The organism is Clavibacter sp. VKM Ac-2873 (genome assembly GCF_015351075.1).
Classification (GTDB): domain Bacteria; phylum Actinomycetota; class Actinomycetes; order Actinomycetales; family Microbacteriaceae; genus Clavibacter.
On record NZ_JADKRS010000001.1, the window covers coordinates 616,745 to 629,113 of the forward strand.

12 protein-coding genes are annotated in these 12,369 nt (G+C 72.7%); 6 read left to right on the forward strand and 6 right to left on the reverse strand.

The genetic code is table 11. From position 1 onward, the window contains the following. Positions 1-14: 14 nt before the first annotated feature. A complete protein-coding gene (locus ITJ44_RS02860; protein WP_194633253.1) occupies positions 15-1,478 on the reverse strand; it encodes a cryptochrome/photolyase family protein in 1,464 nt (487 codons plus the stop codon). A 91-nt stretch (positions 1,479-1,569) separates the two neighbouring features. Here ITJ44_RS02860 and ITJ44_RS02865 point away from each other — a divergent pair, with 91 nt between their 5' ends. Continuing rightward, on the forward strand, positions 1,570-2,886 hold the full coding sequence (locus tag ITJ44_RS02865) for a nicotinate phosphoribosyltransferase (RefSeq protein WP_194633254.1): 1,317 nt from the start codon (positions 1,570-1,572) through the stop codon (positions 2,884-2,886). Between the two features lie 25 nt (positions 2,887-2,911). Here the strand turns inward: ITJ44_RS02865 and ITJ44_RS02870 are convergent, their stop codons facing one another. Genes ITJ44_RS02870 through ITJ44_RS16105 form a run of 3 tightly spaced genes read right to left on the reverse strand, consistent with a single transcriptional unit; the run spans position 2,912 to position 6,758 of the window. Beyond that, the gene (locus tag ITJ44_RS02870; protein ID WP_086514608.1) at positions 2,912-3,199 is read right to left on the reverse strand and encodes a DUF3039 domain-containing protein; all 288 of its coding nucleotides are present in this window, start codon (positions 3,197-3,199) and stop codon (positions 2,912-2,914) included. Between the two features lie 53 nt (positions 3,200-3,252). Next, positions 3,253-4,824: an ABC transporter permease gene (locus ITJ44_RS02875; protein ID WP_194633255.1), complete on the reverse strand. Its 1,572-nt coding sequence runs from the start codon at positions 4,822-4,824 to the stop codon at positions 3,253-3,255. After that, positions 4,800-6,758 carry an ATP-binding cassette domain-containing protein gene (locus ITJ44_RS16105; protein ID WP_370551605.1) on the reverse strand — a complete coding sequence of 653 codons (1,959 nt, stop codon included), beginning with the start codon at positions 6,756-6,758 and terminating at the stop codon, positions 4,800-4,802. Before ITJ44_RS16105 ends, ITJ44_RS02875 begins: the two co-directional genes overlap by 25 nt. A 293-nt stretch (positions 6,759-7,051) precedes the next feature. Here ITJ44_RS16105 and ITJ44_RS02885 point away from each other — a divergent pair, with 293 nt between their 5' ends. From ITJ44_RS02885 to ITJ44_RS02900, 4 genes are all read left to right on the forward strand, one after another. Next, positions 7,052-7,744 carry an NTP transferase domain-containing protein gene (locus ITJ44_RS02885; protein ID WP_194633256.1) on the forward strand — a complete coding sequence of 231 codons (693 nt, stop codon included), beginning with the start codon at positions 7,052-7,054 and terminating at the stop codon, positions 7,742-7,744. Between the two features lie 17 nt (positions 7,745-7,761). Beyond that, the gene (locus tag ITJ44_RS02890) at positions 7,762-8,580 is read left to right on the forward strand and encodes an ABC transporter permease (protein ID WP_194633257.1); all 819 of its coding nucleotides are present in this window, start codon (positions 7,762-7,764) and stop codon (positions 8,578-8,580) included. Continuing rightward, entirely contained in the window at positions 8,580-9,359 is a 780-nt protein-coding gene (locus ITJ44_RS02895) for an ABC transporter ATP-binding protein (RefSeq protein WP_194633258.1), read from the forward strand. Before ITJ44_RS02890 ends, ITJ44_RS02895 begins: the two co-directional genes overlap by 1 nt. Before the next feature lie 84 nt (positions 9,360-9,443). Then, positions 9,444-9,755 carry a hypothetical protein gene (locus ITJ44_RS02900; RefSeq protein ID WP_194633259.1) on the forward strand — a complete coding sequence of 104 codons (312 nt, stop codon included), beginning with the start codon at positions 9,444-9,446 and terminating at the stop codon, positions 9,753-9,755. Here the strand turns inward: ITJ44_RS02900 and ITJ44_RS02905 are convergent. Beyond that, positions 9,745-10,068, reverse strand: a complete 324-nt coding sequence (locus ITJ44_RS02905; protein ID WP_012299425.1) for a helix-turn-helix domain-containing protein — start codon at positions 10,066-10,068, stop codon at positions 9,745-9,747. The two genes, ITJ44_RS02900 and ITJ44_RS02905, sit on opposite strands and share 11 nt — an antisense overlap. A 154-nt stretch (positions 10,069-10,222) precedes the next feature. On the opposite strand from ITJ44_RS02905, the gene ITJ44_RS02910 reads away from it, so the two are divergent. After that, positions 10,223-10,972: a hypothetical protein gene (locus ITJ44_RS02910; protein WP_194633260.1), complete on the forward strand. Its 750-nt coding sequence runs from the start codon at positions 10,223-10,225 to the stop codon at positions 10,970-10,972. A 40-nt stretch (positions 10,973-11,012) separates the two neighbouring features. On the opposite strand, the gene ITJ44_RS02915 is transcribed toward ITJ44_RS02910, so the two are convergent. Further along, positions 11,013-12,299, reverse strand: a complete 1,287-nt coding sequence (locus tag ITJ44_RS02915) for a hypothetical protein (RefSeq protein WP_194633261.1) — start codon at positions 12,297-12,299, stop codon at positions 11,013-11,015. Positions 12,300-12,369: the final 70 nt, after the last annotated feature.

Below are 12,369 nucleotides of genomic sequence, written 5' to 3' on the forward strand. Positions count from 1 at the left end.
GTCGCGCCACGCGGTCACAGCGCTCGCCGCGCGTCCTCCTGCGCGACGAGCTCGGGCAGGTCCTTCAACCGCCCCAGCCCGGCGAGCGGCTGCGCCATGCGCGCGTTGCCGCGGAGCCTCTCCCGGTTGCGATCCAGGAACCACCAGTAGCCGGCGGTGAACGGGCACGCCGTGGGGCCGACGCGCACCTTCGGGTCGAACGGGCAGCCGCCGCAGTGATCCGACATGCGGTCGATGTACGCGCCGCCTCCCGCGTAGGGCTTCGTCGCCATCCGCCCCCCGTCCGCATGCAGCGCCATGCCGACGACGTTCGCCGGCATGACCCACGGCGTGCCGTCGACGAACGAGTCGATGAACCAGTCGTTCATCGCGGCCGGGTCGTAGCCGCGCTGGAGCGCGAGGTTGCCGAGGATCATCAGCCGCTCGATGTGGTGCGCCCACCCGTGCGTGCGGACCTTGTCGACGACATGCGAGAGGCACGCGGCCTCGATGCCGGACGCGTCGAGCTCGCGCAGCGCGGTCGGCACGCCGCGGCGCGCGTCGAGCCGGTTCTGGGAGGTGTAGTCGTCCTCGAAGGCCCAGTAGAGGTGCCAGACGTAGTCGCGCCAGCCCATGATCTGCCGCACGATGCCCTCGACGCTCTGGATGGGCGCCCGGCCGGCCGCGTGCTCCTGGACGATGCGCTCGATGACGTCCGCGGGATCCAGCACGCCCATGTTCATGGTGGCGCTCAGGAGCGAGTGCGCCATGGTCCAGTCGCCGGCGAGCGACGCGTCCTCGAAGGGGCCGAAGTCGTTGAGGCGGCTCGCCACGAAGTCGTCGAGCGCGAGGCGGCCCTCCTCGGGTGTCACGGCGAAGCGCCGCGGCCCGTCGTCGCCGACGAAGCGCACGATGCCCTTCCGCTCCCACTCATCGAGGTCGGCGCGCACCTCGGCGTCGATGTCGTCCTCCTCGGGCCACCACGGTTCGGGGAGGCCGAGGCTCGTCGCGCCCTTCGGCGGGCGCTCGCGGTTGTCGTGGTCGTAGTTCCAGCGGCCGCCGACCGGGTCGTCGCCGTCCATGAGGATGCCCGTGCGGGCGCGCGACCAGCGGTAGAAGTCCTCCATGACGAGCCGGTTCGACGTGCGCCCCGCCATCCACTCGGCGAACTCCTGCTCGCTCGTGACGAAGCCGCGGCTCGGCAGCACCTCCGCCCCGATCTCCGCGACGAGGCGCCGGAGACCGCGGGAGGTGGGATCGATGACCTCCAGGTCGTCCCGGCCCTCCACGACCTCGCGGTAGTGGTCCACCTGGTGGAACTCGACGCGGTCGCCCAGCGCGCGAGCGCGGTGCCGGATGCCGGAGAGGATGAGGTGCGCCTTCGCCCGGTGGTACGGCCTCCGCGCGAGCAGGCCGCGCGACTCGATGAGCAGCACCGGCCCGCCGTCGTCGAAGTGGTCGCCCAGCTGGTCGGCCAGGATCCATCGCGTGCGCTCCATGGCACGAACCTAGGCCGGACCCCCGGTCATCGTCCCGGCCGGTGCGCGATGCGGACGGCGTCCGCGACGGGCGCCGCCCTAGGCTGGGCGGGTGACCCCGGCGACCTCCCTCCTCACCGACCGCTACGAGCTGACGATGCTCGACGCCGCGCTGAAGGCGGGCACCCACGACCGGGACTGCGTGTTCGAGTGCTTCGCGCGGCGCCTCCCGAGCGGCCGCCGCTTCGGCGTCGTCGCGGGCACCGGCCGCCTGCTGGAGCTGATCCGCGACTTCCGCTTCGGCGACGCCGAGCTCGAGTACCTGCGCTCCGAGCGCGTCGTGGGCGACGAGGCGCTGGCCTGGCTCGCCGACTACCGGTTCCGCGGCCGCATCACGGGCTACCGCGAGGGCGAGGTCTACTTCCCGGGCTCCCCGCTGCTCACGGTCGAGGCGCCCTTCGCCGACGGCGTGATCCTCGAGACCCTCGTCCTCAGCGTCCTCAACTACGACTCCGCGGTCGCGAGCGCCGCCTCGCGCATGGTGCAGGTCGCCGGCGGCCGTCCGCTCGCCGAGATGGGATCCCGCCGCACGGGCGAGCGCTCCGCCGTCGCCGCCGCACGCGCCGCCTTCATCGCCGGGTTCAGCGCCACGTCGAACCTCGAGGCCGGCCGCACGTGGGGAGTCCCGACGATGGGCACCGCCGCCCACTCCTTCACGCTCCTGCACGACACCGAGGAGCAGGCCTTCCGCGCCCAGGTCGACGCCCTCGGCGCCGGGACCACCCTCCTCGTCGACACCTACGACGTGCGGCAGGGCGTGGAGACCGCGGTCCGCGTCGCGGGGCCCGGCCTCGGCGCCGTCCGGCTCGACTCGGGCGACCTGCCGGTGCTCGTCGGCGAGGTGCGCGCGCAGCTCGACGCGCTCGGCGCGACGGGCACGCGGATCACGGTCACGAACGACCTCGACGAGCACGGCATCGCGGGCCTGGCCGCCTCGCCGGTGGACTCCTACGGCGTCGGGACCTCGCTCGTCACCGGATCCGGGGCCCCCGCGGCCGGCATGGTCTTCAAGCTCGTGGCCCATCGCCACGCGGGTGGCGACGGCGAGTGGGTGTCCGTCGCGAAGCGGTCCACCGGCAAGCAGAGCCGCGGCGGTCTCAAGTCGGCGCTGCGCCGGCATGACGCGCAGGGCGTCGCCACGAGCGAGCTCGTCACCGTCGGGCCGCACCCGGCGCCGCTCCCCGGCGACCGCGGCCTCGTCGTCACGCTCGCCGAGGGCGGCGAGCCGGATCCGCGTTGGCTCGGCCGCGCGGGAACCGCGGCGGCCCGCGAGCACCACGCCCGGATCGTGCGCGACCTGCCGGTGCAGGCCTTCCGACTACGTGCCGGTGACCCGGCGATCCCCACCGAGGAGGGCGTCACCGCCTGATGCGGGTGGCGCGTCGGGTGGGGCCCTACTCGGGCTTCATGTTCTCGTAGATCCGCTTGCAGTCCGGGCAGACGGGGAACTTCTCCGGATCGCGGCCGGGCAGCCACTTCTTGCCGCAGAGCGCCTTCACGGGCTTGCCGCTGATCGCGGACTCGAGGATCTTGTCCTTCTTCACGTAGTGCGAGAAGCGCTCGTGATCGCCTGGCTCGATCGTCTCCTGCTCGAGGAGCTCCTCGAGCTCGCGGTCGAGGGTGTCGGTTCCGCCGCCCTGCGCGGGTCGGCCGGGGTCCTGTTCGATGCTGAGGATGACCATCCCCCCAGTCTACTTTTCCCGTGCGCACGGACCGGCGGCGCGGAACCCGGCGCTCAGTGGCGCTGCGCGAAGGCCAGGAGCTCGGGACCTCGGCGCTCAAAGAGGCGGCCTCCGCCGACGACTCCGGCGAGGAGCGTCAGCACGCCGATGCCGAGGCCCACCACGAGCGACCAGAGCGGGTACGCGCCGCCGTGGACGAGGCCCATCCAGCCGAGCCAGACGGAGGGCAGCGCGAACACGACCGTGGCGAGGAATGTGAGCGTGGGCACGGTGGATCCGCCGGCGCTCACGCTCTGCGGCGCGTGGAACGGGCTGTCCCCGGGGCGCGACGCGGGATAGGGGAATCGCGCCGAGAAGAGCGACGACAGGCCGACGCCCGCGAGCAGGACCCCGCCGCTGACCCCGATGACGGAGGGGAGGACCGACGGGTCGCCGAAGCCGAGCGCGCTGAGCGGCGCGCCGATCGCCACGAGCGGGATGCCGATGGCGAGCACGGGCACGAGGCGGCCGACGCGGTCCGCGACGCCGCGGATGCCCGACACGACGTGCAGCCACACCGCCGTGTGGTCGTGCGCGGTGTCGTTGTGCACGCTCCAGCCGAGGAAGAGCGCCATCACGGGCAGCGGCACCAGGGCGAGCACGTGCGCGTCGACGTCGACGATCACCAGCGGGATGAGGAGGACGAGCGGCAGCACCGGGATCAGGACGAGCGTGGCGCGGTAGCGCGGGTCGCGGATCCAGTAGGTGACGCTGCGCGCGGCCACCGCACCCGCGGGCGAGGCGCCGAAGCGGGCGAACCAGCCGAGGCCGGTCTGCGCGCGGCCGCCTCCGGTGCGATCCGGCGCGGTGAGCGCCCACGGCACGACGCGGACCCAGAGGAGCGCGAGCAGCGCGGCCGAGGCGAGGGCCACCAGGAGCATGCCCGCCGCGCCGACCGCGTCGCCGGAGACGGCGGCAGCGGGAGCGGCCCAGGCCGCGCCGAGCGGCGTCCAGGCGATCACGCCGAGCGCGCCGCTCACGGGGCGGAGGCCGTCGTCGAGGAGGTCCGCCTGGGCGAGGGCGATGACCGCGGGCACGAGCAGCACGGCGACGAGGCCCGCCGCGAGGCCGGTCGCCTCACGGGCCCGGCGCGTGCTGAGCAGCACGGACGCCAGGACGGTGCTGATGCGGGCGACGAGCACGCACGTGACCACGGCGGCGCACGCGGCGACCACCGCGACGAGGGCGGTCAGCGGATCGCGGGCCCACGTGATCACCGTGGTGAGCGCCACGACGACGAGGACGACGCCCGGGACGCTGACGACGGCCGCCGCGCCGAGCGCCAGGGCGAGTCGGCGGTGCTCGATGCCGTAGAGGGCGAACCGCCGCGGGTCCATGGCGTCCTCGGTCCCGAGCACGAGCGGCACGACGAGCGATCCGAGGACGACGAGGGCGCCACCGGCGACGACGACGTCCCGCGCCGCGGCGACGTCGGCGTCGCGGAGTCCCGCCAGCGCGCCCACGGCGAGCACCGTGACGAGGATCCCGTAGACGCCCGCCGCGACGAGCCCGAGGACCTGCCAGGGACTGCGACGGAAGGCGTTGGCGAGGAGGGCGAGCCTCAGTCGGAGAACGAGTGCAACCACGAGAACCCTTCCGCCGTGCGTCGACCGCCGGCCAGGGCGACGAAGCGCTCCTCGAGCGAGCGGCCCGCGCGGACCTCGTCCATGGTCCCCGCGGCGAGGACCCGGCCGTTGACGATGATGGCGACGTGGTCGCAGATGCGCTGGATGAAGTCCATGCCGTGGCTCGAGAGCACGACCGTGCCGCCGTGCGCCACGTAGTCCTGCAGGATCTCCACGACGTTCGCCGCTGACACCGGGTCGACCGACTCGAAGGGCTCGTCGAGGACGAGCATGCGCGGCGAGTGGATCATGGCGCAGGCCAGCGCGACCTTCTTGGTCATGCCCGCCGAGTAGTCGGTGACGAGCCGGCCGACGGCGTCCTCGAGCCCGAACGCAGCGACGAGGTCGGCCGACCGGCTGCGGATCTCCGCGTCGTCGAGTCCCCGGAGGGCGCCCGAGTAGTGCAGGAGCTGCGCGCCGGTGAGGCGGTCGAAGAGGCGGAGCCGGTCCGGCAGCACGCCGATGCTCCTCTTCGCGACGAGCGGCTCGCGCCAGACGTCGATCCCGTTCACCGTGACGGTGCCGGCGTCGGGTCGGAGGAGCCCGGTGACCATGGACATGGTCGTCGTCTTGCCCGCGCCGTTCGGCCCGACGATGCCGTAGAAGGATCCGGCACGCACGGTGAGCGCGATGTCGTCGACGGCGACCTTCTCGTCGAAGCGCTTGGTGAGCCCGTCGATGACCAGGACGTCCTCCCCCAGCTCGGGAGCGGCCGCGCGCTCGCCGCGCACGGAGGGCGTGAGCGCGGTCTCCGCCATCGCGGCGAGGCCGGGGCGCATGGAGCGCGGCGCGGTGAGGCTGTCGGTGCGGACGGTGGCAGCGCGGGCGGCCGGAGACGCGGGCGCGTCCTCCCGACCCTCCTGGGCTGCCGGCGGCGCTGCCGTCGCGGTCCCTCCGGACGCCTCGGCGGCGACAGGGGGCTGACCGCCGCCGTCGGTCCGGGTGTCGCCGTCCGCTTCCGGCACGGCAGGAGGATCCGGCACCGGGTCCTCCGCGATCTGCACGTCGGCGGCGACGGCGGTGTCGGACGCGGACGCCGGGTGATCGGCCGGTGCCGGTTCGAGGACGCTCGTCGCGTCCTCCTCGGGCCCGGGAGCGACGACCGGCTCAGCATCCGCGAGCGGCTCAGACTCCAGTTCCGCTCCGGGCTCGGGCTCGCGCTCGGGCTCGGGCTCGGGCTCGGGCTCGGGGTCACTCTCCGCCTGCGCCGTCTCCACGATCTCGTCGATGACCTGCTCAGCCTCCACCGACGACACCGTCGATCCGTCCTCCGGGTCGGGTGCCGCGACGTCGTCCTCCGGCGCAGCGTCCCCGTGCACCGGATCAGCGTGGCCGGCGTCCACGGCGGTCGTCGCGTCGTCCTCCGCGAACATCCCGCGGAGCTCCGACAGGCCCGCGTGGTCCTGCTGCGTCGCCGGGTCGCCGTCGGGCACGGCTCCGTCGGCCGCCTCGGAGCCATCGGCGCCCTCCGTGGAGGGGACCGTCTCCGCGCTCCCGGCGGCGCGCTGCACGCGCGTGCGCCGTCGGACCCGCGGGGGACGCACGGTCGTGGACGGGCTGTCCCCGCCGTCCTCGGCTGCGCCGACGGAGGGCCGCGACGCGGGCGCCACGACCGGCGCCGACTTGACCCGGGGTGGCGTCGGCGCGACGACCACGGCGGGCGCGGTCCGAGGGGACGGCGCGGTGGCACGACGCGGGACGCGCTGACCGGGGCGCGGAGGCCGCGGCACGGCGGCCACGGCCGTCACGTCGGATCGGTCCGCCCCGCCCGCGGCCGGGTCCGCGATCGGCTCCCCCGCCACGCCGGACGGGAGGCGATCGGCGTGTTCCCGGGGCTCCGTCGCGGAGTCGGACGTGGCGTCGGGGGAGGTCGTCTCGTCGGGGGCGTCGGTCACGGCCCCACGTTAGCAAGGCCGTCCTCCGTGCCCGATGCGCCGTCCTCGGAGGTCCCGCCGCCCGCCGCCGTCCAGGCCGGCGGAGGAGGCGGCAGCGCCGGGCCCTGGGCCCGCCCAGATCACGAAAGGGACACGAGCCCGCCCCTCGTCCCGCCCATTTCCCCACCTGCGGCCTACGATGGTCAAGGCATGACGGAGTGTCGAACAGGAAACCCGCGGGTGAAGTCCTGGCGAACTCCGGGCATCCGAGTGCTGCCGGACGCACTCGGCACCCCGCATCGAACGGAGATCACATGACGACGCAGGTAGTCATCCTGGCGGCAGGCATGGGCAGCCGTCTCGGGCGCAGCCTCCCCAAGCCCCTCACCGAGCTGAGCGACGGCCGCACGATCATGGCCCAGCAGTTCGACAACATCCGCTTCGGCCTCGGCGACGACGCCGAGGTCAGCATCGTCGTCGGCTACAAGCTCGACCACATCATCGACGCCTTCCCGGACGCCGACTACATCTACAACGAGCAGTACGACCAGACGAACACGTCGAAGAGCCTGCTCCGCGCCCTCCGCGCCTCGGGCCCCGGCGGCGTCCTCTGGATGAACGGCGACGTCGTCTTCGACCCGATGATCCTCCGCCGCGCCGCCGCGATGATCACGCGCGACAGGTCCTTCGTCACCGTCAACACCTCGCGCGTGTCCGACGAGGAGGTGAAGTACACGACCAGCTCGGAGGGCTTCATCCGCGAGCTGTCGAAGTCGGTGGAGGGGGGCCTCGGCGAGGCCGTCGGCATCAACTACGTCTCGAAGGCCGACAAGCCCGTCCTCATCCGCCAGCTGGCCCGCGTCGCCGATCAGGACTACTTCGAGCGTGGAATAGAGTTGGCCATCGAGCAGGACTCCCTGCTCGTCGAACCGGTAGACATCTCCGACCTGTACGCGGTCGAGGTCGACTTCGCGGAGGACCTCGAGAGGGCCAACCTCTTCGTCTAGACCGCCCGGGGATGCTGATGCAGAGGATCCCCGTCGTGCCCGATGCCGCCCGCCCCGGTCGCGCATCCCGCACCCCCGCTGCCCGGTACCGCAGGTCGCTCTGGCTCCTGACGACCCGGGATCTCAAGGTCCGCTACTCCACGAGCGCGCTCGGCTGGTTCTGGTCGATCCTCGACCCGCTCGTCATGTCGGGCATCTACTGGTTCGTCTTCACGGTCGTGTTCTCGCGCGACGTGGGCGAGGAGCCGTACATCGTCTTCCTCCTGTCGGCGCTGTTGCCGTGGATGTGGTTCACGGGCGCCACGAGCGACTTCACGAGGGCCTTCAGCTCCCAGGCCAAGCTCGTGCGCTCCACGCGGATCCCCCGGAGCATCTGGGTGCTGCGGCTCGTGCTCGCGAAGGGGTTCGAGTTCGTGGCGAGCCTCCCCGTGCTGGCCGTCTTCGCGATCGTCGCGGGTGCCCGCCTCGACGTCCACGTGCTGCTGTTCCCGCTCGCCGTGCTCATCCAGGCGGCGCTGCTCCTCGGCATCGGGCTGATCATCTCGCCGCTGGTGGTCTTCTTCCGCGATCTCGAGCGCGCCGTGAAGCTCGTGCTGCGCTTCCTCTTCTACGCCTCCCCCATCGTCTACTCGTCGCGCGACCTGCCCGACGACCTGCGCACCTGGGCCGCGCTCAACCCCCTCACCGGCGTCTTCGGCCTCTACCGGGCGGCCTTCTTCCCCTCCGAGCTCGACTGGTACGCGGTCGGGGTGAGCGCGGCCGTCTCGGCGGCGCTGGTCCTCGTCGGCGCGCTCGTCTTCCGCCGCTCGCTGCCTGCCGTGCTGAAGGAGATCTGATGGACCCGTCGCACCCGTCGCCGGACCCGCGCACCGTCCTCGCCGTCGAGGACGCCGGCATCCGGTTCCGCCGCAATCGCAAGGCCAGACGGAGCTTCAAGGACCTGTTCGCGGGATCCGCACGACGCGCCCGTCCCGGCGAGTTCTGGGCGCTGCGCCACGTCTCCTTCGAGGTGCGCCAGGGCGAGGCGATCGGCGTGGTCGGACGCAACGGCCAGGGCAAGTCGACGCTGCTCAAGCTCGTCGCCGAGGTGCTCATCCCCGACGAGGGGTCGATCGGCGTCCACGCGGGCGTCGCCCCGCTCATCGAGATCACGGGCGGGTTCGTCAACGACCTCACGGTGCGCGACAACATCTACCTCACAGCAGGTCTCCACGGCATGTCCAAGGCCGACATCGATGCGGCATTCGACGAGATCATCGCCTTCGCCGAGATCCCCGACTTCGTCGACACCCCGTACAAGCACCTCTCGAGCGGCATGAAGGTGCGCATCGCGTTCGCCGTGATCTCGCGACTCGACGAACCGGTGCTCCTCGTGGACGAGGTCCTCGCCGTGGGCGACCGGGCGTTCCGGGAGAAGTGCTACCACCGGATCGAGGAGATGCTCGCGGAGGGACGCACGCTCTTCTTCGTCTCGCACAACGAGCGCGACCTCCGCCGCTTCTGCACGCGAGGGCTGTACCTCGACACGGGCGCCCTCGTGCTCGACGGACCCATCGACCATGTGCTGGACGCGTACAACGCCGACCACGCCCCGCCGGCCCCGACCGGCGCCTAGCCCCCGGCTCTCCCCTCCTCCCCAACCCCGCCCTTCCACAGGCCGACGACCGCGCACGTCGCACGCCACCCCTACCGTGCACGCATGCTGCGACCGGTCCCGCCCCTGCCCATCCATCCCGATCCCGAGCCCGCGTACCGCGTGCCCTGGCACTTCGACCGCACGCTGGAGAGGCCGCGCTTCGCGCTGGTCAACGTCGGCGACGAGGTGCTGCACGCCATCTCGCTGCACCTGCTCGGTTCCGGCACGATGCTGTCGCGCGCACCCGTCACCGTGCGCCCCGGGGAGCGCCTCTCCACCACCATCCGCGGGGACGACCTGGCGCTCGACACGATCCTCGTGGTGCGCTGGTTCCGGCCGGACGGAGGCGAGTACCTGTGGCGGGTCAGCTTCTGACGGGCGTGGTGCCGCGGCGGTCGCGCTCGCGCTCGAGGCGGATCAGCTCGGCGGGCGAGTCCCCGTCGTCCTGCGGCAGCATGTCGGCCGTGAGGCCCGTCACGAGCAGCCCCGCATCCACGTCGAGACCGCTCGCGATCTTGATGATGTTGCGCAGGCTCGGGTTCCGCTGGCCACGTTCGATCTTGCCGAGCGCGGTCCAGTGGATGCCGGAGAGCTCCGCGAGCGTCTCCTGGCTGATGCCGATGCGCTGACGCTGCTCGCGCACTCGGGAGCCGAACTCGGCGGCGGCGTCGGAGACGGTGGTGACCATGGCACATGCTTATCCGCCACATGGAGGAATGACCAGAGCGCCGAAGCCCCATGCGCTTGTGCCCGTACCTGTGCGGATAGGTCGCGCTCGTGCCGCGCCGTCCGCTGGACGACGAGGGGACGAACGGCACAGGCGTCGCGCGTAGGCTCGGAGCATGAAGGACGCCTCCGAGCTCGACCCGACCGTGGCCACCGGCATCGATCGTCTCCTGTCCGTGCAGCGCCCCGTCGTGCTCGCACACATCCGGTCCATCCGCGCCCGCCACCCGGAGGCGTCCCCCGACCGCATCATCGCCATCCTCGAGAAGCGCTTCCTCGCCGCCGTCACCGCGGGGGGAGCCGCTGTCGGAGCGAGCGCCGTCATCCCCGGCGTCGGCACCGGCGTGTCCCTCGCGCTCACGGGCGTGGAGACCGCCGGCTTCCTCGAGGCGAGCGCCCTGTTCGCGCAGTCGATCACCGAGGTGCACGGCATCACCGTCGAGGATCCGGCCCGTGCCCGCGCCCTCGTCATGACGATGATGCTCGGCGCCCCGGGCGCGCAGGTCATCCAGCAGTTCACGGGGCAGTTCTCGGGACAGCCCGTCGACCGGAATGCCAACTGGGGCCGCGCCATCACGTCGGGCCTGCCGTCGTTCGCCATCGGGCCGATCGCCGACCGCATCAAGCGCGCCTTCATCAAGCGCTTCGTGGTGAACCAGAGCGCGAGCGCCATCGGCCGGGCGGTCCCGTTCGGCATCGGCGCGGTCATCGGCGGCGCCGGGAACCGCATGCTGGGCGGCAAGATCGTCGCCAGCAGCCGTCAGGCCTTCGGGCCCGCCCCCGCCGGGTTCCCCGACGAGCTGGCGGTGCCGACGCGGAAGCCGCGCGTGATCCGCGTCGCGGAGAAGAAGGCCGCCAAGGGCTGAGCGCCTTCCCCGCGCGACGGGACCTCCCGCCGTCCCGCGCTCAGGCCTCTTCGTCCTCGTCGTCGACCTGGTCGTCCGATGTCGGGCTGTCTGCGCCGTCACGCGCGTGGAGCGCCGCGTGGCGCTCCCACTCCCCCATGAGGCGCTCGATCGCCCCGTGGAAGCGCGCCGTCGCCGCACCGGGCGCGGCGTCGCCGAAGTAGTGGCGGACCCACGCCGCCAGCCGCCGATCCGCGGCCGCATCGTGCTGCAGCGCGTCCAGCCGCGTGACGATGTCGCGCGCGTCCTCCACGGTCAGCCACTCGCAGTCGGACAGGTAGCCGTCGGTGTCGATCTGCGCCTCGGGCCGCACGGGCCGCGTCACCAGGAGCGGACGCCCCGCGGCGAGGCGGTCGTAGACCATCGCCGAGATGTCGACGATGGCGAGGTCGGCCGCGGACAGCTGCCAGGCGAGCTCGCTCGAGCGGTCGACGACGTGCTGCGCCGACGGATCCTGCGCGTTCGCCCGCTCGAGCATCGCCGCGATCTCGCGGTTCGCGCGCGCGTACGCGGGATCGACGACGCCCGAACGCGGATGGGGCCGGTAGACCACGCGATGCCGCCCCGTGGCGAGGAGATCGCGGACGAGCGGCACCCCGTGCGAGGCGATCGACCCGTAGGCGGCGGCGGCGCGGTCGCCCTCCCAGGTGGGCGCGTACAGCACGACCGTGCGGTCGTCCGGCGCGTAGGGCAGGTCGCCGGAGTAGTGGTCCGCCTGCGGCCGGCCGATGGGGATGGCACGGCGATCGAGGTCGTAGTCCCAGAGGACCTTGCCGAGCCGGGCGCGCGCCGCGTCCCCGGCGATGAGGCTGTAGTCGTAGGCCTTGAACTGGTTGGTCGTCATGTACATCTTGTCGGACTCGCCGTGGTTGACGAAGACGTGCCAGCGGCGCCCGTACCGCATCATCTGGAAGTTCCGCGTGTTCTGGTTGACGTAGAGGACGATGCGGATGTCCTGCTCCGCGACGACCCGCTCGAGGTCCGCGACGCGGCGCACGTACTCCACGGGGAGGGGGCTCTCGTCGAGGAGCGCGTTCGCGCCGCTCGGGTGGCGGCTCAGGATCACGACCGGGTGCGTGCGCGCCAGCTCGACGAGCGGCCGGTACCACTGCCGGATCTGGTACATGTTCACGGCCGAGTCCGCGAAGTACACGGCGATGCGGTACGCGCCCCGCGGTGACGGCGTACGGAGTGCGAGCTTGCGCTGCAGGGTCCCGCGCGCACGGCGCTGATGGACCAGCGAGCGGACAGCGCGCGCGCCGAGGCGAGCGTCGTTCAGGAGACCCATGCATCCACCGTAGCCAGCGCTCCGGGCACCTCCGGACGAGCCCCGGGCGGGGGCGCGGAACGGTGTGCGA